General features: G+C 38.5%; 18 protein-coding genes and 1 other annotated feature. Of the genes, 2 read left to right on the top strand and 16 right to left on the bottom strand.

Annotation, left to right across the window (positions count from 1 at the left end; translation table 11 throughout):
• Positions 1-160: 160 nt before the first annotated feature.
• The 7 genes from pepF to KFZ56_RS08575 all read right to left on the bottom strand — a co-directional run bounded on the left by pepF (position 161) and on the right by KFZ56_RS08575 (position 8442).
• Positions 161-1981 carry an oligoendopeptidase F gene (gene pepF, locus KFZ56_RS08605; protein ID WP_375540673.1) on the bottom strand — a complete coding sequence of 607 codons (1821 nt, stop codon included), beginning with the start codon at positions 1979-1981 and terminating at the stop codon, positions 161-163.
• Positions 1982-2050: 69 nt separating this feature from the next.
• The gene (locus KFZ56_RS08600; RefSeq protein ID WP_222641530.1) at positions 2051-3238 is read right to left on the bottom strand and encodes a competence protein CoiA; all 1188 of its coding nucleotides are present in this window, start codon (positions 3236-3238) and stop codon (positions 2051-2053) included.
• 115 nt (positions 3239-3353) lie between these two features.
• The gene (locus KFZ56_RS08595) at positions 3354-4580 is read right to left on the bottom strand and encodes an ISL3 family transposase (protein WP_222640277.1); all 1227 of its coding nucleotides are present in this window, start codon (positions 4578-4580) and stop codon (positions 3354-3356) included.
• A 138-nt stretch (positions 4581-4718) separates the two neighbouring features.
• Positions 4719-5399, bottom strand: a complete 681-nt coding sequence (gene mecA / locus KFZ56_RS08590) for an adaptor protein MecA (RefSeq protein WP_222641529.1) — start codon at positions 5397-5399, stop codon at positions 4719-4721.
• 348 nt (positions 5400-5747) lie between these two features.
• Positions 5748-6143 carry a transcriptional regulator SpxA gene (spxA, locus tag KFZ56_RS08585; RefSeq protein ID WP_222641527.1) on the bottom strand — a complete coding sequence of 132 codons (396 nt, stop codon included), beginning with the start codon at positions 6141-6143 and terminating at the stop codon, positions 5748-5750.
• 298 nt (positions 6144-6441) lie between these two features.
• Positions 6442-7035, bottom strand: a complete 594-nt coding sequence (locus KFZ56_RS08580) for a GNAT family N-acetyltransferase (protein ID WP_222641525.1) — start codon at positions 7033-7035, stop codon at positions 6442-6444.
• Between the two features lie 198 nt (positions 7036-7233).
• Complete coding sequence (locus KFZ56_RS08575) at positions 7234-8442, bottom strand: putative glycoside hydrolase (protein ID WP_222641524.1); 1209 nt, start codon at positions 8440-8442, stop codon at positions 7234-7236.
• A 186-nt stretch (positions 8443-8628) separates the two neighbouring features.
• Positions 8629-8808 (top strand) — a binding site (T-box leader).
• Positions 8809-8861: 53 nt separating this feature from the next.
• On the opposite strand from KFZ56_RS08575, the gene trpS reads away from it, so the two are divergent.
• A complete protein-coding gene (gene trpS / locus KFZ56_RS08570) occupies positions 8862-9860 on the top strand; it encodes a tryptophan--tRNA ligase (protein ID WP_222641523.1) in 999 nt (332 codons plus the stop codon).
• A gap of 45 nt (positions 9861-9905) precedes the next feature.
• Here trpS and KFZ56_RS08565 read toward each other — a convergent pair whose 3' ends face one another.
• The 8 genes from KFZ56_RS08565 to KFZ56_RS08530 all read right to left on the bottom strand — a co-directional run bounded on the left by KFZ56_RS08565 (position 9906) and on the right by KFZ56_RS08530 (position 20452).
• On the bottom strand, positions 9906-10667 hold the full coding sequence (locus KFZ56_RS08565) for a YjbA family protein (protein WP_222641522.1): 762 nt from the start codon (positions 10665-10667) through the stop codon (positions 9906-9908).
• 77 nt (positions 10668-10744) lie between these two features.
• The gene (locus KFZ56_RS08560) at positions 10745-10951 is read right to left on the bottom strand and encodes a YuzI family membrane protein (RefSeq protein WP_222641521.1); all 207 of its coding nucleotides are present in this window, start codon (positions 10949-10951) and stop codon (positions 10745-10747) included.
• A 233-nt stretch (positions 10952-11184) separates the two neighbouring features.
• Positions 11185-12459, bottom strand: coding sequence for a DUF438 domain-containing protein (locus KFZ56_RS08555; RefSeq protein WP_222641520.1), 1275 nt, complete (start codon positions 12457-12459; stop codon positions 11185-11187).
• A gap of 60 nt (positions 12460-12519) precedes the next feature.
• A complete protein-coding gene (locus tag KFZ56_RS08550) occupies positions 12520-13842 on the bottom strand; it encodes an MFS transporter (protein ID WP_222641519.1) in 1323 nt (440 codons plus the stop codon).
• Positions 13843-13930: 88 nt separating this feature from the next.
• A complete protein-coding gene (gene narI / locus KFZ56_RS08545) occupies positions 13931-14596 on the bottom strand; it encodes a respiratory nitrate reductase subunit gamma (RefSeq protein ID WP_222643948.1) in 666 nt (221 codons plus the stop codon).
• 99 nt (positions 14597-14695) lie between these two features.
• Complete coding sequence (gene narJ, locus KFZ56_RS08540) at positions 14696-15271, bottom strand: nitrate reductase molybdenum cofactor assembly chaperone (RefSeq protein WP_222641518.1); 576 nt, start codon at positions 15269-15271, stop codon at positions 14696-14698.
• A 41-nt stretch (positions 15272-15312) separates the two neighbouring features.
• Positions 15313-16788: a nitrate reductase subunit beta gene (gene narH, locus KFZ56_RS08535; RefSeq protein WP_222641517.1), complete on the bottom strand. Its 1476-nt coding sequence runs from the start codon at positions 16786-16788 to the stop codon at positions 15313-15315.
• On the bottom strand, positions 16778-20452 hold the full coding sequence (locus KFZ56_RS08530; RefSeq protein ID WP_222641515.1) for a nitrate reductase subunit alpha: 3675 nt from the start codon (positions 20450-20452) through the stop codon (positions 16778-16780). Before KFZ56_RS08530 ends, narH begins: the two co-directional genes overlap by 11 nt.
• Before the next feature lie 372 nt (positions 20453-20824).
• Between KFZ56_RS08530 and KFZ56_RS08525 the strand changes: the two genes are divergently transcribed.
• Positions 20825-22330, top strand: a complete 1506-nt coding sequence (locus KFZ56_RS08525; protein WP_222641514.1) for a tetratricopeptide repeat protein — start codon at positions 20825-20827, stop codon at positions 22328-22330.
• A 202-nt stretch (positions 22331-22532) separates the two neighbouring features.
• Here KFZ56_RS08525 and fabF read toward each other — a convergent pair whose 3' ends face one another.
• A complete protein-coding gene (gene fabF / locus KFZ56_RS08520) occupies positions 22533-23768 on the bottom strand; it encodes a beta-ketoacyl-ACP synthase II (protein WP_222641513.1) in 1236 nt (411 codons plus the stop codon).
• Positions 23769-23772: the final 4 nt, after the last annotated feature.

Raw genomic sequence — 23772 nt, 5'->3', positions numbered from 1 at the left:
ATTTGAAGAGCAGCACTCTTCGTAAAAAAGATTGCTGCCGTCTTCAAGAGGTTCCACCTATGCCTTTTCTCCCAATGGAATCTACGTATATTTCCTACACTAATTTGGGAAATGTCCGTTTAGTTAAACATGTTTGTTTTGTTCCAGTCTCGTTTTCTGCTCATTTTAGCAATAATGCTTCCAATTCATTTAATTTTTCCTCAAAAACATCCATGGCATCTAAAATGGGCTGTTTGGATGTCATATCCACACCGGCCTTCTTTAGTATATCAATTGGATATTCACTGCTTCCCGCCTTCAAGAAATTGATATAACGTTCTACTGCACCATCTTTACCATCTTTGTCTTCCAATATTTGATTGGCAAGGGAAGTCGCAGCTGAATACCCTGTTGCATATTGATATACATAATAATTCATATAAAAATGGGGGATTCTTGCCCATTCCAATCCAATTTCTTCATCTGAGACAACATCATCGCCAAAGTATTTCTTATTTAGGTCGTAATAAATTTCCGTTAGTTTTTCCGCAGTTAATGCTTCGCCTTCCTGCAGTCGTTTATGAATATCATGTTCAAATTCAGCGAACATGGTTTGACGGAATACGGTACCACGAAAGCCCTCCAGATAATGATTGAGCAAATACAGCTTTTGTTTCTCATCATCAAGATTTTTAAGCATATAATCATTCAGCAAGGCCTCATTCGTTGTTGATGCCACCTCTGCTACGAAAATTGAGTAATTCCCATAGCGGAAGTCCTGTGTTTTTCTGGAATAGTAACTGTGCACGGAATGTCCAAGCTCATGTGCAAGTGTGAACGTATCATTCAGACTATCTTGCCAGTTCAACAGGATATACGGATTTGTGCCATATGCTCCCGAGGAATAGGCACCACTGCGCTTTCCTTTATTCTCCTCCACATCAATCCAGCGATTCTCATAGCCCTCTTTCAAAATATCTATATATTCATCTCCAAGTGGAGATAAACCTTCAAGCACATACTGTTGCGCCTTTTCATAAGGTATTTTCATGTCAACATCTTTAACAAGTGGTGTATACATGTCATACATATGCAACTCATCTAGCTCTAATACCTTTTTTCGCAATGCCGCATAACGATGAAGTAATGGCAGTTTTTCATTAACTGCTTCAACCAGATTATCATACACTTGTTCCGGAATATGATTATCATCAAGCGCTGCTTCCCTAGCTGATGTATAGTTTCGGATTTTCGCATTAAAATTATTGGTCTTCACATTTCCAATCAGTGTGGATGCAAATGTATTAATAAACGCTCCATACGTATCATACATCGCTTTGAAAGCTTCCTTACGAACATCACGATTTTGTGATTCCAAAAATCCAATAAACCTGCCCTGTGTCAAGTCGACCTCTTCCCCATCATCATTTGTAATGGAAGGGAAGGTTAGATCTGCATTATTGAGCATACTGAACGTTTGCGAAGCATTTGACATCGGTTCAGACGCCTCAGCCAGTAAAGCCTCCTCACGCTTACTTAATACATGGGGGCGCTGACGATTAATTTCATCCAATGTTTTTTGATATGCTTGTAATTCTTTCTTTTCCTCAAGGAACCCTTTTATGGTAGCCTCATCCATTTCCAGAATTTCTGGTACAATAAAACTCATGGAACTAGAAGCTATCGTAAGTAGGTTTTCAGCTTTCGTGTTCAACGCTTGGTAAAATGAATTTGTTGTATCCTGATCATAACGCATATGCGCATATGTAAACAGCTTCCCAAGCCTCATCGAGAGCTTATCCTGCAACTGAAACAGGTCATACAAGTTTTGAGCGGATTCAGAAAGCTTGCCTTGATAGCTCTCGATTTCAGGAATATCCGCTTTCAGTTTCATTAACTCTTCTTCCCACTCTTCATCTGTCGCAAAAATTGCTTCCAAGTCCCATGTCATTTCTTTAGGTAATTCACTGCGTTTTGGTAATTCTTTTGACGTTTTAGCCAACATATTTCCTCCTTTTTGAACAACGCTTTAACAAAGATCATATTAGTAGTATAACGAATTATGCATAAATCATGCTTGGATTTTGTTTGAAGCCTTTGCAATTAAAAAATCCATTATTGCTTTATCCGCCTTTAAAGCTTCTTCTATATTTTTATGAAATTTAATGGGATTGATTTTTGTAAATGAATGGGTTGTTTTCTGTCTCACGATATTTAAGCGGGCTAAAAGCTGTAGATATTGCATAACAGGATTTTCAGTAGAATAAATTAAGGGAAAATATTGTTTACTGAGAAGTTGTTGCTGTAAAAAATGCTTCGCTAATGTAGTGGAAATAGCACTTCCTATGGGTAACGGGGCTAATAGATCAATGGCTATCCGACTCTGCCAGTCCCATGAAGAAGTCTTCATCCGGTATTGAGCAGGTATTGGCAACAATATAATAGACGGTAAATATTCGATATGGGTTCCTTTTAAATATAACCATTGACGCCAAGCTAATTCTTTCCCATATAAATGACTTCCTGGTTTTAAACGGAATTTGTACTTTTCCTTTTTCCATAATTGATAAAGCTCCATTTGTGTAAATGGCTTTTCCATAAATATATGCGTGAAATTCATTTGCTTTAATGGTATAACGTTCAGTTTACCGATAGCCTGTCTTGCTTGTGTAAAAAAAATATCCTGAAATGTTATAAATTGAAGGGTGTGCGGACAAAAGTAAAATAAAATTAATGGGGTATCAGAAGAAAATTGATGGATAAACTGTTGGGAATACTGATCAATTTTCAGATGATGTTTCGTTTGTCTTTGGAGTAAATTTTCCCCCAGGATCCATATTGGTGTTATCCCGGCATGCGCATATCCCACGTTCCGCTGTCTTATCTGCTCAGGTTGTACTCTTGCACATTGATACTCAATAGCAATTCTTTTCCTATTTATCAACAGCAACAAATCTGGCCGCTGGTTAATTTCCGGGATGAATGTCTCAAGCTGAACATCCAATTGTTGATGGATTAACCATTTATACAGTAGTAATTTCCCCTTTTCATGGTAAGCCCCCTCCCCTCCTTCGTGTGTGGAGCAATTTGTTGTGGAACGGTGTGCAAAATGAGGGATTACTTTTAATCCTGCTTTGATAATTACTGGTTGCTTACATGCAGGGCAAAAAAACGACTGGCGTTTTAATTTTTCAATCTCTATTTTTGGCAGCGTGTACAGCATAATCACATTGCCCTTTTCTGTTAGAGCCTGTAACATGGAATAAAACCACCTCCTATATATACCAATTCGACAGAGATGGATAAATTCCTGCAAAATAATAAAAAAGGTTCTCTGTCAAATGTTGGGGTGAGCGTATGCTCACTCCTTATTATTATGCCACCCGAATATCCAGCTTTTTATATTGATGATGCAGTAATACCTTCGCCCGAAAGCGATCAAATCGTTTAAAGCCAAATGCATTACGCTTAAGAACCTTGGTTTGGTTATTAATCCCCTCAATATAGCCGTTATGCAGTTCAAAACCAAACGTATTCATAATTTCCTTCTGCCAATTCTGCAGGGTCCCGATAGCCTGTTCAAATTCCGTAACACCCGATTCTCGAACTAGGTCATAGAATTCATAAAGATGCGCTTTCGTTGCACCCAAGTGTTTCGAGCCATTCTCTTTAGCTGTCTCAAACCATAATCGATAAGCCTCTTTAAGTTGGTAAGCCCGTTTCAAATAGGCGGATTTTTGTAAGTATCGTTCCAGATACCAGGCTTGTTTGTCTGTTAATGTCTCCGGCTGTTTATAAAATACATGTTTCATCCGTTTACATTTTTTGCGATCATAATCATCAAAAGCATTTTGTTCCTGTCTTCTGACCCTTTCTAAAGCCCAATAGATATACCGACAAAAATGGAAGCGATCCGCGATGATAATAGGATGCCCCAAAGCTTGATCAACAGCGGCCTTAAACGAATGGCTCATATCCATCACGACCATCTTTACGCGTTCACCATGTTTCCGTAAATAATTCTTTACCGTTTCTTTCCTACGGTCTGCCAGTATTTCCAACGGTTTTCTATTTACGGGATCGGCAATAATCGTCTGATATGTTTCTCCACCGGCATCCCCTTTGTATTCATCAATGGCAATCACATCCGGTAATGTTTGTGTTTCATCCAACAGCGGGGCCGTAATATAATCGAACCGTCGAATAACGGTGGTTGGGGATGTATCAAATCGATGAGCAACATCCCTGAAACTTTTTCCGTGAATAAGCTCCATCGCTACGGCCTGTTTCATCTCCATGGACTGTCGCTGATAACGCTCCACTAAGGGGTTATCCTCATAAAAACGCTTCCCGCAACCGGATCGGCAAACATAGCGTCGCTTACGATAGAAAACATAAACCTGTCTGCCAAATATACGGGTATGTTGAATCTTTTGTACCCGGTAATCATGGACATTTGATGTATAAGCACCACAAGCCGGACAACGATGGTTTTTTACTTCCCTATCAACATGAAGATAATAGATGCCGTCAACTTCTTCTGACTTTTGGATCGTAAAGGCTTCAAATCCTGGTAAATGAATGTTAGAATTCAATTGCACGCACTCCTTTTGTATCTGTTTTTTCGCTAACTTCAGTTTAACAAATAAGGAGCTCGCGTGCTTTATATTATTCAGAAAATGATTCACACCCCAACATATATTGTAGAACCATAAAAAAAGACACCCTTTTTCGAGTGTCTAGACTTCAACTGGAAAATAAGATCTGACTTGGGCAAAGGTGTCCGTTTCAAATATCTTTTTCCCATATTCATCTAATAAGTGAATGGTCACGTCTGTATCGTCTGCAAATTCTAATACTTGGCTAATGAAATCTTCTTGTACGTCGTCATCCAGTAATTCATGAGAAAACTCCATATACAAGTAATAGCTTTCATCATAGTGATACAGGGAATCTTGGGCACTTCCTGTGAAAGCTGCAAAGTAATGACTTAATTGAATGACGTCCTCGAAATCATGGAACCTTACAATAATTGATAGGTTGTCTTCTTCCAATTCCTCACTTTGGTCATGACTTTTTCCATATTTATCTTCCAGCATATTTTCTATTTTCTTATCAACAGGTACGTCTACTGTTTCACCATCTTCTGTCGGTAATTCAATATTCTCCCCATCTTTGGAGACTTGTGCTTTGGTAACAACGAATTCCAATCCTTTATCCATTGCCTGAACCTGAATCCACAACGGACCTTCTACCGTAAAGTCCTCTTTATAGTTCACTTCATCCATCATTTGCCAAAACAATTGCTCGCTTCGCTCCCGATTATACCAGATTTCCTCACGCTCAAACCCACGATCTTCAAGGTCATAATAAGAAATATAAAACTTTACCGTATTTTCATTGATTCTTTCTATTTCCATTTTGTTTCTCTCCCTTCTATAAATAGTTAAGTGGAAGAGACCACTTCACCTTTATATATAGTGAAATCATTTACCATTCCATTTCCCGTTAACGTACATTTCTAACCATTCATATTTATATTTCTACTGCCATTGTATGATAGCTTCATTCTTCTTGGAAATTAATATGCCTACAAATTTATAAATTGTTATATGAATGGTTAATATCATATTTTAAAGCATTCCTAAACATTTGTCACCCATAATATTTAAAGGGACACCTGACCCTAATATAACAAAAACACAGACCAGTAAAAAGGGATCTGCGTTTTTATTTGTATTTCGTATTTCCTAAAAGTTGTGAACGAATTAGTTGACCATTCGCTGCGCCTCACGTAGTTGAAAAGTACGTACTGTTCTTGGTAAAAACCGTCGAATCTCATCTTCGTTATATCCAACTTGCAATCGTTTTTCATCCAAAATTATTGGTCTTCTCAATAAGCCTGGGTTTTGTTGGATTAAATTAAATAAATCTTTTAATGGTAATTGATCAATATCAACATCCAATTTTTGAAAAACCTTTGAGCGAGTCGAGATAATCTCATCAGTTCCATCTTCCGTCATCCGTAATATTTCCTTTATTTCATCCAACGTTAATGGTTCGGAAAAAATATTCCTTTCTCTAAATGGGATATTGTGCTCCTCAAGCCACGCTTTTGCCTTCCTGCAAGATGTACAACTTGGTGAGGTATAAAGTGTTACCATGAAACTTCACTCCTCATTCTAAAATGGGTATTTTCATAAACATTGAGCTACTTATTAGATTAAAATAAGTTTAATTAACCCTATATGTAAATTATACTACATTTGTCAATTAAAAGGTAGAGGATTTCCAAGAAAAATCAAGGTTTTTTCAAATGTTCATGAATTGTTTACATTTATCAATGTAGTAGTAACATACCCTATATCATTTTCAATTAAACCTGCCACGTGAAAATATTTTTAAAATCAAGCAAAACAAATACAACAACTTAGTGTACGGGAATTTCCGTAAAAGGACTTTTTAGGATTTTTCTGTTGTATGTATGCCTTCTAATATATCCTTGGAATCTCGGTCTTTCTCATACGTTAGAACTTCATCGACCGATTGATAGGACTTGCCATATATTTCTTTATCTTTATACGTATGAATATCCTCGTACATCTTTTTCATCTTTTGAAAAATCACTTCTTCGGAATCATCCGTTGGAGACCAATACAAGATTTCCATTGCGGTATCCTCATTTGTAGCCAGGGAACGACGATTGTAATCAATCTTTTGCGCGTGAGCGAAGCCTTCTCTGTGGTAAAAGTGAAGTCGTTTCTCTGAATCTGAATCATCATAATCTACTGGCTCCACTTCCAAAATAATTGGTTTGTTTTTATTTTTTAGTTTTTCCATTAACTTATGTCCTGTTCCCTGCCCTCTTGCATCTGGTGAAACCCATACATAGTCAATAAAAACGAATGAGTCAAATTCCGCAAACATTAAGACATGTAAGGAACTTTCATCCTTATGGTAAACATCCCCCTTTTCATCTAAGAGCATTTCCATATGCGCTTTTGATTTCATCTCTTCTACGGGGAAATACTTACTTAACTTATCATACCAATTCATAACATAACTCCTTATTTTTTATTGATTTTTTTAGTATAACGAAAAAACGATCCTTTGTTAAATCTGCATGAAATAAGTACTAATTTTAGCATTCCCAACTGAAAGATTACCTATTAGGAAACATGACATTTCCTTTATATTTCTCTGTCTACGAGAATAAAGCGAATCTTCATCTTGTAACGAGATTCGCTTTGTAACTTATTTTCCGATCATATAGTCTACATTTTCAGTATACGTATTCCCGGAATTCCATAACAGGAATTCATCAATCCCATTTTCATACAATGCTTTGATTTGCGCCTCAACTTCCTCTTTTCCATATTGTTTGGTTGCTCCACTATATAACCAAGGTGCTTCAAAATCCTGTAACCACGGTCTTGAAACTGGAGTCTCTTCCAAGGCATCCAACACCTCATTTTCCACTTGAGCATATTCGTTAACAAGCTTATATGGTTCTGTATCGGGCTTTTCTATACCAAAATAGGGACTCCAATGACTGGGATAGATCATCGATGAAATGATATCGACATTTTCCGATATCTTAGAAAAGTTTTGGCCGATACCTGGTGTTTCTTCAATCGTAGCTGCGTAACCGAATATATCTGCAGCAACGTCAACATCATAATACGCCAATTCTTCTCGAGCAAACGCTACGAAGTCCGTTACAGCCTCTACACGTTTTTTCACGTCATCAAGTTCGGAGTTTTCGTAATCCCCAAGTGTGTATTCCAGCTCAGAATCCCGGTTTTCAAAACCTTCAGGAAAACGTACATAATCGAACTGGATCTCCTGAAAGCCCATTTCTGCAGCCATCTTCGCAATTTCAACATTGTATTCCCATACTTCTTGTTCAAACGGATTTAAAAATGCTTCCCCTTTATTATTCACCCATACTTCTCCGTTTTGTTGAAAGGACAGATCAGGGCGCTCCTTAGATAGCACACTATCCTTAAAAACAACAACTCTCGCGATTGGATAGATGCCCTTCTCTTCTAAGACCCGCATCATCTCATCAGGGTCATCTATATAATTTTTCGCCATATCTTCATACGGGGATCCCTCTTCGGGTATCATCGTTAAATTACCATTATCTTCTTTGATATCAATTACCATTGTATTTAGATCTGTTGTGTCAATTAAATCCAAGAGGCTCTCAAAGCGACTGCCACCTGCCGAATTTCCAGTAACATAGATACCCCTCACCGCATCAGGATATTCAAAATCATAGCCTGAATCATATGTAAAACGCTGTATTCTTTCACTTGTATCAATCGATTTAATATTGGTTTGTCTTTCCTTATGTGCACTTGCTGTTTGTACTTCTTCTCCACTACTACTTATAGGTAGCATTATCCCCAGGAGAAGTATACTTATAAATGTAAAAGCCGTAAGCCGTTTTCTCTCCATCACATTCAATCTCCAATACGTATTTTAAACCTAGTATATACGAAATGAAGTCAGATTTGAACAACAAATGGAGGATTAAGTCGAATTTTTTAGTTTTTAGAAGGATAAAGAGGAGTACGGAAAAGACTTTTTTGCTAGTTACTTGCATTTGACAACAATGCTATATATAATAATAAAAAAATGGAATATAAAGTGATGAAAAAGGCGTAGTACAATTACTTATTGGTTTTTAGAGAACTTGTGGTTGGTGGAAACAAGTATCAAGGGTAATTTGGAATTGGACTTTGGAACTGATGTAACTTAAAGTGGTCTTTACAAAGAATGTGAAGATAATAAGGGTGGCACCGCGGTTCATTCGTCCCTGTTTGAGGGATAAATGGGCTTTTTTTATGTAGAATAAAGAATCGGAGTGAAGTAAAATGAAAACCATCTTTTCAGGTATCCAGCCAAGCGGCACATTGACAATTGGAAATTACTTAGGGGCTATGCAGCAATTTGTCCAATTACAGAATGATTACCAATGTTATTATTGCATTGTCGATGAACATGCTATTACAGTACCACAAGATCGATTGAAATTAAGAAATAATATTCGCTCACTAGCAGCACTGTACCTTGCATCTGGATTAGACCCGGAAAAAGCTACGTTATTTATCCAATCAGAAGTATCTGCACACACACAACTAGGATGGATGCTGCAATCGATAAGCTATATTGGAGAATTGGAACGAATGACCCAATTTAAAGATAAATCGACAGGTAATGAAGCAGTGTCATCAGCATTGTTAACTTATCCTTCCCTAATGGCAGCAGACATTCTTTTGTACAATACAAATATAGTCCCTGTTGGTGAGGATCAGAAACAGCATTTAGAACTTACCAGAAATCTTGCACAGCGTTTTAATCATAAATTCAATGATATTTTTACCATACCTGAAATCAGCATTCCCGAAGTCGGCGCACGTATTATGTCGCTCCAGGACCCTACCAAGAAAATGAGCAAGTCAGATGACAATGAAAAAGGGTTCATCTCCATGCTTGATGAACCGAAAAGGATTGAGAAGAAAATTAAAAGTGCTGTTACGGATTCAGATGGAATTGTTGCATTTGATAAGGAAAATAAACCAGGTGTAGCAAACTTATTAACCATTTATTCAAGCTGTTCAGGAGAATCTATAGCATCCCTTGAATCCACGTATAAAGATAAAGGATATGGAGTGTTCAAGCAAGATACCGCAAATGCAGTTGTTCAAGTTCTAAAACCCATTCAGGACCGGTATTACGCATTAATCGACTCGGAAAAATTAGATGAGATATTGGATCAGGGAGCAGACAAAGCTGCTTTTACGGCGAATAAAACAGTTGCCAAGGCAAAAAAAGCGATGGGATTAGGAAGGGTCAAAAAGAAAAAACGTTAGAAAAAATCATTCAGTGAGCGAGAATCCCCCGTCTCACTGAATGATTTACTTTTGCTTCGACGTATTTTGCTCTTGATTATTTTCCGCTTCAAACATTTTTTCAAGGAAAGGCTGCCCCTTGATTAATTTTGCACATAATTCTTCATGTGCCATGCTCCATCCTTGCTTCACCCCATTATAAAGGGCGTCCCATACTTTATCTTCATTCATGAATCGGATAAATGGATAGTTTTTTGGATCCCATTCGGTAAGCCAATACCGCAACTCTTTTAAATTGTTGGTCGTTCGTAACTGATCCAACCCTATCATAAGCAGCTGCTTCAATTGACGTTCCCTTCTCGTTAAGCCAAAAACTAGTTCAGGTGGCATTGATAACATGTGGTACTCTTTCTCATAAGAGGTACCATCGAATTTAAAGGATTGGGCTTTTTTATTTTCAATCATATCGAATACAAGTTGCTCCTGTCTTGGTATTAAACGGCTTTTACGAATAGGAATTTGATAGCCAATGGTATCAAGAGCCAGTATTTCTTTGCCATCTGTGATGATACAAGCATATTCAAGTACGGTTCGATCCTGACCCTTGCGGGAATAAGCACGTTTATAAATCGTATCAAGCAGTACTATAGGTAGCTCATTCATGTCATTTTCAATATAATTGTATAAGTCATCTGTTATGTACAATAATGGAACCTGATCTAATAATTCAATCTTGTCATCTTTGCGCCATTCATGAAAGTAACAGACGCTATACCCGTTTTCTTCTCCTTCAAACCAATTCACCCAAACATCATGCAAATATAACATAAACAACCCTCACTTTTTAACGTAACTTAACATACATTATGACCATTATTTTAAAAAAATATTCGAATGAAATGAGATTAAAGGTTGTTTGGCATACGATAAATGACGAACGCCATGATCAAAAATCCAATCAGCAGAAAGTAACATTCTATTCTGCCTCCTATAAAAATAAAATAATCCGTCCATGTTAATCCCGCTGGTAGTAAATTCATGTATGCTATGATGGTGACTCCCCCGGAAACAGCCATCCCAAAGCCGATTAAAAATAAAAATACATACCCCATCTTTATCCCGTCCCCTGCTTGTCCTTATCTATTATTCTAATTTATGCTTGTACAAATGAATAAATGAATGGGGTTAGTAATTTACTAAAGGGGTTTCGGGTGAGCCCCGGTTCGGTATTGACTCACATTCAAAGATTCCAAATATAAAGGGAGGCGAAACAGCATACCAATAGATATGCTGTTTCGCCTCCCTTTCATTATTGTCAACAAGACTAAATCTGGACTTCCTCCTCTTAAAACGATTCATCTAGTTGACTAAGTTCTTTTTTCACTTCACGTGTTAGATCTAAGAAAGGCTGAATATCTTGAACGTACTCCAAAATTCCTAAGTACTCTCCATTCTCATCAAATACACCTTTATACGTGATATAAACATAACGCCCCCCTTTCTTAAACCACATACTTTCAGAAGAGCGTTTCTTTGACTGCAGATCATGAATTAAGTTCATAACCTTCTCTAAACTATTAGGTGGATGACAATTGGCTACGAAACGGCCAATTGAGCTTGGTGTCCGTACAAGCATCATCTCAGATGAATCGATTCTTTCATTAAAGTATTTAAATAAACCGTTTTTATCCACAAATGTTATTTCTAGTGGCAAATGGTTAAGAATATGGTTGGCTTCATGTGTTGTTAAGTAGCCACCTCCAAAGGGAAGGCTTGGAATATCAGCATCTTTCGCATGATTTATTGTATCCGTTTCATCTTCCTCATCGATAAATGACGTTCGTTGAGACACCCATTTTTCTTCCGGCTCACCAAAACAATAGCCATATGCGTCACTTTCCTTTGCGATAGCCAGCCAATCATCTTCTTGAAAGGTTAACGCAAGCATTGGTAATAAAAATGATTCTTCCTCAAAAATCATTTCCTTAAATTGACGTTCAAATAAATGATACGTTTTCTTCAAGTATTTAAATTCTATATCAGGTATACGTTCCATCATTTTTTTGGTTCCCTTATATAGGTTACGGATTCGATCATCATCCCTCCACATGATTCTGGATGGCGTATAATGCCTATATCGCTCCAAAATTGAGAAAAATAGCTTCTCTTTACGATTATAGTGGTTATAGAACTGTCCTAATGAAGACATAAGCTCCTTGAGTCTTTCTAACGTATCTTCTTGCAATTGGTGTTGGTTTTTTTCCAATAATTCTAAAAGACTATTCATTTCAGTAAAAATTTCCAAAAATGCTTTATTTTCATTTGCGAAAATTTGGACTGGGTGACCTGGATGTTGCGTTTCAGGAATATTCCATTCATTCATTGAATGGCCGTACAATTGAGCATAAACACGGAATAACTCCTTAACATTCTGAGATGTAATACCATAGTCTCCACTTTTTAATTCCTGCACAATCAACAATATTTCAACAGCATTCACATCTTTAAAATGTCGGTCAAACTCTTCTTGAATAGATTCTGACGGACCCGTATCATGTAAACGATGTAATATATCTTTTAAAATATTAATTAATTTCATGTTATATTGTGCTTTAGCCATTTTCTCACCTCATTGTGCTAGGTTCCTTCCATTGGTTAAAATATAAGCGTAATCCTATTGTTATTGTTTCACTGGATTATTTTTCATTAAATTGTAGGATATGATTATCGAGAGAAGAGCCAAGGCTGCAAAAACTAAAAAACCATACTGATAACCAGATACGCCAAAAATATCAATAAACAATCCCATAACCGGTGGAATTACAAATCCCCCAAAGGCTCCCAGGCCACCAACCCAGCCGCTGGCTCCGCCTGGTGCGTCGCTGACATAGGTTGGCACCAGTTTGAATATAGCAGCATTAGCAATCCCCATACCTGCAGCAAGAATAACCTCCGCCAGCAAAGCGATCCAAAAGGTAGATGTTACTACGAACATTAATGCACCAAGGAGTGCAACTGCAAAACTGATTATGGCTACCTTTTCCCCGCCATGATCATCACTTGCCTTCCCACCATATACTCGTATAAGTGAAGCAAATATCGAGAAACCGATGGCCATCAGAACACCTGCCATCCGAACACTCTGTCCGTGAAACTCTGTCCAATAAGTTGGCAACCAAGTTGTTAGAGCCAAAAACCCTCCGAATGAAGTGAAATAGAGTGCAATCAAAGCCCATGTACGCGGGTTTTTAGCTGATTTTTTCAAAGCATCAACGGCATTACCCGAAGGAAACACTTCCTGTCCGAGTTTTTTTGCTACCCGCTTCGCTTCCCTTTCATTGACCCCTTGATTCGTGATTTGAATGGAATAAGCATCTTTAGCGTAGACGGCATAAATAATCGTTCCAGCAATCAGAAAAAGGAGCCATATCAAATAAGTATTTGCCAGTCCATATAAGGCAAGTATTGTAGGCAAAATCAAACTAAAAATCCCTGGAGCTAAATTACCTAAACCACCGTAAACACCAGATGAAAACCCATGTTTATTCGTCGGAAACCAATAATTCGTTTGCGGTACTCCGACAGAAAACGTCGCAACACCTGCACCTCCAAGCAAGCCAAACAATAAAACCCACGGGAATTTCCCCATTGTTAATTCTCCCGTGTAAAGAATAGACGTTAATCCGACCATCCCGACAATTGAGATGCCAAGTAAAATAAGCATTGGTTTTTTTCCACCGACCTTATCAACCCATGCACCAAAAGGTATGCGGAGTAATGATCCGAGCAGTTGCGGCAATCCCACTAAGAATCCTAGCATGATACCGGATAATCCTAAAAACTTATTAAACTCTGAAGCAACTGTTCCAAACAAAGATACCGCGGAAAATCCGATGAAAAATCCAAATGTTGCCATAAGCAAGCCCCTATTCGGACTTCCTTTAAGACGATACTCTTTCTTTAGTATTTCAGGTTGTTTATCTTCAATGTTAGACTGTTTCATTCTTACATTAACCTCCTTAACCTTTCCTTAAAAAAGGAAATGGAAAAATATAAATCGCTATTTGCTGAGTCTCAACGTCATATTTCTATCAAGGATGACTTTTATCCAGCTTACGGTATACGACATAACTTCTACGAAAATACATAAATGGTAGACTGAACGCATGGACAAGACGCGTGAATGGCCAGACGACATATAAAGAAAAAGAAGATAGAACGTGAATTTTGAACCATACCGGCACTTCTACCATCAATTCTGGATTGACATTAAAGATGAAAAGTCCTCTAAGCCAAGGGGCGATAGTCGTTCGATAGTCAAACCCACTTGAATCAACATTGAAAAAGGTTGCGATTAAACCAGTCCCCATAACAACAAGCAAAACAATAAGTGTCACCCAATCACTTGTTGATGTTGTCTTTTTAATTCGTTTCATGTTTATCCTTCTCCAGCAAAGTAAGACGAGTCCAACTAAAGCGATCAATCCCGCAGGTATTCCAAAAATGAGAGCAACAACATGATACATTTGTTCAGAAACTCCTATTGAATCATAGAAACCAGCAGGGACGATAATCCCTAAAACATGTCCTAGAAAAACGAAAATAATTCCCCAATGGAACATATGAGAACCGATTTTCAAACTTTTCTTATCCAAAAATTCGCTGGATTTCGTCGTCCATCCAAACTGATCCTTTTGATAGCGGTATATGTGTCCCCCGATAAAAATCGTGAGAACAATATATGGTAGAACCCCCATAAAACAAGATTTAATAAATCCATTCCCTTGCCTCCTCATACATGATCTTTGGACTGCATGGATAATCACTCCGAAGTCATCATTTCAATTCAATATCGGTCATTTTTCTGAAATAGGCTCTATTTCATTACCATTCTTATTACTTTCCGGCAACACGCCATCTTCTTCCATTTGGAAGTTCAAGGCATCAAATAAGGGGGTGAACTGGCCTCCTTTCTCAGCCAGACTGTTTCTAATTGAATTGATCTCACCCTTGTATTTTTTAAATAATTGGTTGCTTGTTTCAGCAGAAACTTGGCTGCAAAACTCTATCATTAAGGGTAAATAATCAGGTAATTCAAGATCCGTGACGTCATACCCAGAAGCCTGATAAAATTCTTTAAGTTTTAATAGTTCAATTCCTCTTTGTCGTTGCTCCCCTAATCGCGAATAAGTCACATAGAGGTTGGTGGAACGGCCAAAATCAAAATAGGCAATATATTGATCACGCCAATCATTTAAATTACTGTTTTCCATAGATGCAATAAAAGTTGTTAATGATTCTTTTATATTTTTATTACGTAGCTTGCCGACTTCTTCTTTAATCTCAGGCATGTTTTTCAGCATTTTTTGTGACGGATATTCAAACAGAAAAGATATAAGTTGATAAACATTTGAACGTTCATTTTGTTTCATAGACATCACCTTCTCATTCATTTTCCATGCGAGATACGCACCTAATTCATCAGCACACCACAACTCCCAGGACCACCATCAAAGTTTAGTCCACAAACACCTTGTTCGTCATATAAATCGGAGACATCTTCACGATGACTTTTTGGAATAACGAACCGATCTTCATATTTTGCAATAGCCAATAGACGGAACATTTTCGTTATTTCTTCATCATTCATGCCGATTTCTTCAACCAGCGCATGGTCAAATGTTTTTCCTGATGTTTTAGCGCGCATATAACTCCGCATAACAGCTAATTTTTTAAGGACAGTGCGAATCTGTTTCGTATTCCCGGCAGTCAACAAATTTGCCAAATATTCAATTGGAATACGCAAATTATCAATGGCGGGGAAAATATCATCTTTATCAAATGAACTTCCTTTCCCTTCTACTGTATTCATAACTGGGCTTAATGGAGGTACATACCAAACCATTGGCATTGTCCGGTATTCAGGGTGAAGTGGTAAGGCAATTTGCCAGTCGACAACCATTTTATAAATAGGTGACTGTTGTGCTGCTTTAATCCAATCTTCAGGAATACCGTCCTTTTTCGCTTGTTTCATAATTTCCGGGTCGAATGGATCTAGTAAAATGTCCAGTTGGGAATGGTAGAGTTCCTGCTCGTCCTCAACAGAGGCTGCGTCTAAAACTTTATCCGCATCATAGAGCATTACGCCTACGTAACGAATTCGGCCGACACAAGTTTCTGAACAAATAGTTGGTTTCCCATTTTCTATAAGTGGATAGCACATGGTGCATTTTTCTGCTTTATTTGTTTTCCAGTTAAAATAAACCTTTTTATAAGGACAAGATGATACACAATGCCGCCATGCACGACAAGAATCTTGATCAACAAGAACAATTCCATCCTCATCTCTTTTATACATCGCACCCGATGGACACGCAGAAACACAGGCTGGGTTAATACAATGTTCACAAATACGCGGTAGATACATCATAAAAACATCTTCAAATTCTGTTTTAATCGCTTCTTCCATTTTTTCCACGTTCGGATCTCGAGGGGCCGTAATATGTCCACCGGCAAGGTCGTCTTCCCAGTTGGGCCCCCATTCAAGATCGATAAATTCATCTGTGATAGCCGATTTTGGACGAGCCACCGGTTGATATTTTTTCTCTGGACTGTCGATCAACGTCTCATAATCGTAATTCCAAGGCTCGTAATAATCATCCAATTCAGGTTGATCAGGGTTATGGAAAAGCTGCATCATCTTAGTTGCTTTCGATCCGGATTTCAAGCGCAACTCTCCTTCACTAAGTTCCCAGCCACCCTTATATGTTTCCTGATCCTCCCAGCGTTTTGGATAACCTATACCTGGCTTTGTTTCAACATTGTTAAAATACATATATTCCGTACCTGGACGGTTAGTCCAGGTATTTTTACATGTCACGCTGCATGTGTGACATCCAATACATTTATCAAGATTCATCACCATGCCGATTTGCGCTTTAATCCTCAAGCCAATCAACCTCCTCCATTTTTCTGATAACAACATTGACGTCCCGTTGATTTCCAGTCGGGCCGTAATAATTAAATCCATAACTCTGTTGACCATAACCACCGATCATATGCGTTGGTTTCATATAAATTTTTGTTGGGCTATTATGCGTACCACCGCGGTTTTTAGATAGGTTTGATCCAGGTACGTAAATATGGCGATCCTGAGCATGGTGCATAAAAGCAATCTCTTTTGGCAGTCTGTGCGTGACAACTGCTCGGGCAGCAACTACACCATTTTGGTTAAAACACTCAATCCAATCATTATCTTCAACACCAATATCTTCCGCATCGTCTTTATTTAGCCAAATCGTTGGTCCACCGCGGAATAATGTCAACATAGGTTGTGAATCAAAGAACATACTATGAACCGACCATTTATTATGGGGGGTAAGATAGTTCAATGTAATCTCTTTTCCTTCTGGTTTTGGACGATCTGATCTAAACGGTGACAGATTCAATATCGGCTTATAAATTGCAAACGACTCTCCGAATTCCTTCATGATGTCATGATCCATAAAGTATGATTGTCTTCCCGTCAATGTCCGAAAAGGGATAAGCCGATCTATATTTGTTGTAAATGGAGAATAGCGCTTTCCTTCCTTCATCGAACCAGTAAATGCCGGTGAAGTGATCGTTGTTTTCGGCTGTGCATTAATTTGCTTAAAGTCAAGTAATTCTTCTTCTCTCCCTGCTGCATAATCCTTAAGCTCCAAGTTGGTTTTCTTTTCAAGCGATTCCCATGCCTTGACAGCAAGTTTTCCATTAGTGGTAGAAGACATGAGCAGAACAGCTTCACTCGCACTTTTGGCTTCGGTAATATCCGGACAGCCATCTCCAACCGTTCCATTTATCGTCCCGAGACGTTTTTTCAGTTCCTCATATGCTTCTTCCATATTCCATGTCATGTCCTTATCGCCATAAGGCTGGTTAACAACATTTGGTCCAAGGGAAATGAATTTGTTATACGTATTTTTATAATCACGTTCAATTACATTAATATTCGGCATTGTCTTTCCCGGAACAGGTTCACATTCATTTTTGGACCAGTCTTTCACTTTCCCCATGGCTTGAGCCATCTCTCCCGGAGAATCATGTTGAATGGGTGCAGCAAAAACTTCCTTAGCAGGCTTTAAATCGAGTTCCTCTGCCATATTGGATACAGTTTTTGCTAAGGAACGGAATATGTTCCAGTCGGATCTTGATTCCCATGGAGGTGTAATGGCCGGATTAAATGGATGAACAAATGGATGCATGTCTGTACTTGATAAATCATGTTTTTCATACCAGGTAGCAGCTGGTAAGATAATGTCTGAATAAAGTGCTGTCCCAGACATACGAAAATCAAGATTGATTAATAAATCAAGCTTCCCTTCCGCACCTTCGTCACGCCAATTGATCTCTTCAGGTTGAAGGGAATCATTTTCCGTATTCAACATTCCATGTGTTGTGCCGAGCAAATGTTTCAGAAAGTATTCATGACCTTTTCCATTGGAAATTAAATTTGCTCGCCATACAAAAAGATTTCGTGGAAAGTTCACCGGATTATCTGGATCCTCAATAGCAAATTTTAATTTCTTATCTTTTAATTGTTTTGCAACATATTGACCAATCTCTTCTTTTGATTCATAACCGTTATTAACAGCATCTTTATAAATATCAAGGCCATTTTTATTAAAAGTCGGATAAGATGGCAACCATCCAAGTCTTGCTGCGAGTACATTATAATCAGCAGGATGGTCATACCGGGTTTTATCAACTGTTGCGGCAGCTAGATTGCTGACAGGTTCTTCTTCATATCGCCACTGGTCTGTATGGAAATAGAAGAATGAAGTACCATTTTGCAATTTAGGAGCCCCCCAGTCTTTTGCATTGGTAATTGTTGTCCACCCTTCAACTGGACGAAGTTTTTCTTGACCAACATAGTGGGCCCAGCCTCCGCCGTTGACGCCTTGCGCTCCGACCATCAAGACTAGATTAATGATCGTTCGGTAAGCGACATCCGCATTATACCAATGGTTTACCCCTGCACCGAGAATAATCATGGAACGACCTTTTGTATCAATCGCATTTTGTGCGAACTCTCGGGCAATTTTTACAACAAGGTTTTGGTCAACCCCTGTAATCTGCTCCTGCCATGCCGGAGAATAAGACACCATATCTTCATATGAATGAGCAACTTCACCACCAATTCCCCGATCAATCCCATAATGAGCGGTCATTAAATCATATACCGTCGTTATATACTTCGTTTCGTTATCCAACTCTATTTTTTTAACAGGAACTGCTTGCTTCAATACTTTTTTCGTATGCTCGTCGTAATACGGCATCTGTATTTGAATGACGTCATCTTCTATTCCCAGAAAACTTAACGCAGGTTCAATCGCTTCGTTCGTGTTTTCATCAATTAGTTCCAGATTCCACTTACCGCTCTCATCCCATCTGGAGCCCATTGTTCCCTGCGGAATGGAGAAACGATCTGTATTTTTGTTGTACATAGCTGGTTTCCATTCATTGTTTTCAGTTTCCATTCCTAAATCGACAGCATGCATATATCGATTAGCAGTGAATGCTCCATTTTGTTCTTCTAACTGAACAACAAATGGGAAATCCGTATATTGCTTCGAATAGTCAATAAAATAAGGTGTTGGATTTTTTTCATAAAATTCATTTAGTATGACATGACCCATGGCCATAGCTAAAGCACCATCTGTTCCTTGTCTGACGGAAAGCCATTCATCAGCAAACGTGGTCGATTCTGCAAAATCCGGACTGACCGAGATGACTTTGGCCCCTCTATAACGTGCTTCCGTCATAAAATGAGCATCTGGTGTCCGTGTTAATGGAACATTGGAGCCCCATGTCATAATATAGGACGAGTTAAACCAATCTGAACTTTCAGGGACATCTGTCTGATCTCCCCAAATTTGCGGAGATGCTGGGGGCAAATCCGCATACCAATCATAAAAACTGAGCATCTCCCCGCCCATCAATGACATAAATCTCATTCCCGAGGCAGCACTGAGCATCGACATCGCAGGGATAACAGAAAATCCAACGTTACGGTCCGGACCGTATTTTTTAATCGTATACAACATGGAGGCCGAAATGATTTCTAATACATCGTCCCACTCAGCGCGGACTAACCCACCTTTTCCACGTGCTTGTTTGAAACGTTTGGCTTTATCTTTATTTTCTACAATACTTTCCCATGCTTGAAGTGGACTATTGTGTTGTTCTTTAGCTTCCTGCCATAAGTCGGATAATTGTTTACGGACATACGGGTATTTCACACGCAGCGGACTGTAAATATACCAAGAAAAACTTGCTCCTCTTGGACAGCCCCGTGGTTCATATTCCGGCATATCAGGGTCTGTGGACGGATAATCCAAGGCCTGCCCTTCCCATGTGACAACGCCATTTTTTACAAAGATATTCCAGCTGCATGATCCTGTACAGTTGACACCGTGAGTACTCCGGATGACATGATCATGCTGCCATCTATTTCGATAAACATTTTCCCATTCACGTTTTCCTTCATGTAATTCACTATGGTTTTCTGAGTGTTTTTCTTTAGGCTTCAAATATTTTATTTTTTGCCAAAGCGGTGATACTTTCTTTTTCAAATCAACCCCTCCTCCTTGTTTCTAATTCCAAGTTTAGACGTTTTTAAAATCGGGTTGATGTGAGCTGGATCACAATCGTGACTTTTGTAACTATTTCGTTCATTTTTTGTAAATAAGCTGACACAAATAGAATTAGACGTGTGTGTTGAAAACATGATAAAAATAAATACCAAAACAACAAAGCTTCGTAGAAATGACAACTGATATAAAGAAAACCTATTAACGCCACGCTTATTGATATAACTTTTTACATCATGAAAGGATGTGATATAGTTCACACCATATTTGAACCGTTATTGATAAAATGAAAGTGATTCGTTGTTCATTTGTTTTTACAATTCGGCTATAAAATGGTAAAGGATGTGAAGAACGTTGCAATATAAACAAGGGACGCAGATAGGCCTGGACGAAGAACTTAAAGCGCTCATCACTGAAGTAAACATACACGCCGGTCATCAAGACACAGAACAAGTCATGGTATCGATCAATAAAATAGAGGATAAACTTAAACTTATAAACGAATCACAAATGAACACAAGTACAACATTTAAATCACTCATAACATTAGCAACTTATTATAAAAACAAATCAAATTATGGAGCAGCAGCACACAACTTTCGTAAAGCGCTGAACTTAGTGGGGAAGTTAAATGAAGAAGATGGGGCTCATATTATTGACGCTTACTTGAAACATGCTGCGCTCGAAAGGGAATATGCCCAAGAAAAAAAGGCCAGGATGATCCTCGCAAAACTTTTATACTGGTTGGATAAAAAGCGACCAGAAGATGAAACAGCGTACGGTCTCGTGTATAGCCATCTTGGTAAATTATTCTTGGACGAAGAGGATATAGCAAGCGGAATTGACCATATGAAAAAGGCCCTAGCATATTTCAGCAAAAATCTTCCTGAAAACCACCCGCTTAGGATTGAAACCATTCATGCTATATCCAAAGCTTATATTAAAATGGAAGACTATGATAATGCCTTAGCCCTTTATCAAAATCAGTTGAAAAATGTGAACCAAGAGAAAGATAAGGAAACATATGGAAAAACCATGTTAAATATAGGCGAAGTTTATTATTATATCGATTTAAGAAAGGCACATAACACCATATTAGAAGCGAAAAATATATTTTTATCGCTTGATGATACAGCAGAGGAACTCCTGATGAAAGCTTATCTCATGCTCGGTGAATTAGAGGAATCTATAAAAAATGACATGCAGGCGATACACTACTATGATTCAGCTTTGCAGGTAATGAAAAACCAATCTCAAGCAGTCCTTACTTATGTAAAACTAGGCATGCTCTCCCTTAGAAGCAAACAATTCGATCAAGCGAAAAAATATTTAGAGAAAGGACTACCTCTTTCTGTGCACCTTCCGCGAATACGGGCACAATTTCTTCTTTATTTGGGTAAAGCCCATTCTCAGGAACAAGCATTTGCAAAAGCCAATTCACTGTATACCAAGCTTCTAAAATTATTGGAACAGCAAGGTCATAAGACATCCAAAAATTATGGCAATACATTACAAGCCATCGCCGCTAACTTTTCAAAGCAAGAAAAATGGAAGCAAGCTTTGCCTTATTATGATGAAGCTCTTTCCATTTATAAGCAACTTTCGATTACGGGAAAAGATGTGGAAATAGGGACGACTTATATTCATCTTGCTTTCTGCCAAGAAAAATTAGCAGAAAGCAGCAAGGAAGGGATTGAAAAGTGTTATGACAAGGGCTATGAAATGATGAAGACAACAAACGATGTAAGATTGAAGGAAGAGGCTTTATCTATGATCATTGAGTTTTATACTCGACAAGGGCAACTGGCCAAAAAAGAGGACTACGAGAATGAATTAGCCAAAATCCAATCCCTTGTATAGACCACTTTGAAAACATTTTTACAACGCTGAAATTCCCATGTGCTCAAATTTTATACTTTCCTAACGTACAAAAAGAAACCGAGCATACGCAACCCGATTTCTACAATCACTTATTTAGCAGGTAAGAAAGTCTCAAATACTTTCTTACTGCATAAGTGCGAACTTTGGTTGTCACCCAAAAACTAGGCGACAACCACGTTTTCTAATATTTTTTAAACACGAGCGATACATTATGTCCGCCAAAGCCGAATGAGTTGCTGACAACAACATCAACATTCTGTTTTCTTGCTTCATTCGGCACATAATCAAGATCACAATCCGGATCCGGGGTTTCGTAATTAATAGTTGCTGGAATCATACCTTCTTCCATTGCTTTTATGGAAATAACAGCTTCCACCCCACCACCGGCACCTAGTAAATGGCCTGTCATCGATTTTGTTGAAGAGACCGCTAACTTATTCGCATGTTCCCCAAAAACGTCTTTTATCGCAACGGTTTCGAATTTATCATTGAGAGCAGTGCTTGTACCATGTGCATTAATGTAACCAACGTCTTCAGGTGAAATACCTGCATCATCAATGGCATGCTGCATAGCGCGAGCGGCTCCTTCCCCATTCTCCGCAGGGGCTGTAATATGATAGGCATCACCTGTTGCGCCATATCCAACAATCTCACCATAAATATGCGCACCGCGCTCTAGAGCAGTTTCCAACGTTTCAAGGATTAATAAACCGGAACCTTCTCCCATTACAAAACCATCACGATTTTTATCAAAGGGACGGCTCGCCTCTTTCGGATTTTCGCTTAAAGACAATGCTTTTGCTGAAGAGAAACCGGCAAATGCCATATTGGAAATTGGGGCTTCTGTTCCCCCTGCAATCATGTAATCCACATCACCACGCTGCACAGCTTTAAACGCATCTCCAATGGAATTGGATCCAGATGCACAAGCTGTGACGCTACAAGAATTAATTCCTTTTGCTCCTAATTGAATGGATACCTGACCCGCAGCCATGTCAGGTATCATCATTGGGACGAAAAAGGGACTCACACGTTTATAGCCTTTTTCATTAAACTTTGAATGCTGTTCTTCATAGGTTTTCATACCGCCAATCCCGGAGCCGATCCACACACCGACACGGTTTGCATTATTTTCATCAATGGTTAATGCTGCATCTTGTACGGCCATCTTTGCAGCAGCTACGGCATATTGGGCAAATGGATCCATCTTCCTGGCTTCCTTTTTTTCCATATAATCAGTAGGATCAAAACCCTTCACTTCTGCAGCAATAATTGCAGGAAACGCCTCTTTGTCAACCTTTGTTACAAAATCAACACCTGATTTTCCTGCTATAATACTATCCCACATTGTTTCAACATCATTACCTACTGGTGTCACTGCTCCCATTCCTGTTACAACTACTCTTCTGTCATTCATAAAG

The organism is Virgibacillus sp. NKC19-3, assembly GCF_019837165.1.
In the GTDB taxonomy this organism is placed as follows: domain Bacteria; phylum Bacillota; class Bacilli; order Bacillales; family Amphibacillaceae; genus Virgibacillus_L; species Virgibacillus_L saliphilus.
This window is presented reverse-complemented; position numbering and strand designations above follow the sequence as displayed.

Excerpts from the sequence above, each read along its gene's own strand:
- KFZ56_RS08580 (WP_222641525.1), bottom strand. The coding sequence starts at position 7,035 with ATGAATTGGTATGATAAGTTAAGTAAGTATTTCCCCGTAGAAGAGATG.
- trpS (WP_222641523.1), top strand. The coding sequence starts at position 8,862 with ATGAAAACCATCTTTTCAGGTATCCAGCCAAGCGGCACATTGACAATT.
- KFZ56_RS08600 (WP_222641530.1), bottom strand. The coding sequence starts at position 3,238 with ATGTTACAGGCTCTAACAGAAAAGGGCAATGTGATTATGCTGTACACG.
- narI (WP_222643948.1), bottom strand. The coding sequence starts at position 14,596 with ATGGGGGTTCTACCATATATTGTTCTCACGATTTTTATCGGGGGACAC.
- KFZ56_RS08560 (WP_222641521.1), bottom strand. The coding sequence starts at position 10,951 with ATGGGGTATGTATTTTTATTTTTAATCGGCTTTGGGATGGCTGTTTCC.
- fabF (WP_222641513.1), bottom strand. The coding sequence starts at position 23,768 with ATGAATGACAGAAGAGTAGTTGTAACAGGAATGGGAGCAGTGACACCA.
- mecA (WP_222641529.1), bottom strand. The coding sequence starts at position 5,399 with ATGGAAATAGAAAGAATCAATGAAAATACGGTAAAGTTTTATATTTCT.
- KFZ56_RS08575 (WP_222641524.1), bottom strand. The coding sequence starts at position 8,442 with ATGGAGAGAAAACGGCTTACGGCTTTTACATTTATAAGTATACTTCTC.
- KFZ56_RS08555 (WP_222641520.1), bottom strand. The coding sequence starts at position 12,459 with ATGGCTAAAGCACAATATAACATGAAATTAATTAATATTTTAAAAGAT.
- spxA (WP_222641527.1), bottom strand. The coding sequence starts at position 6,143 with ATGGTAACACTTTATACCTCACCAAGTTGTACATCTTGCAGGAAGGCA.
- KFZ56_RS08565 (WP_222641522.1), bottom strand. The coding sequence starts at position 10,667 with ATGTTATATTTGCATGATGTTTGGGTGAATTGGTTTGAAGGAGAAGAA.
- narJ (WP_222641518.1), bottom strand. The coding sequence starts at position 15,271 with ATGAAACAAAATGAACGTTCAAATGTTTATCAACTTATATCTTTTCTG.
- KFZ56_RS08550 (WP_222641519.1), bottom strand. The coding sequence starts at position 13,842 with ATGAAACAGTCTAACATTGAAGATAAACAACCTGAAATACTAAAGAAA.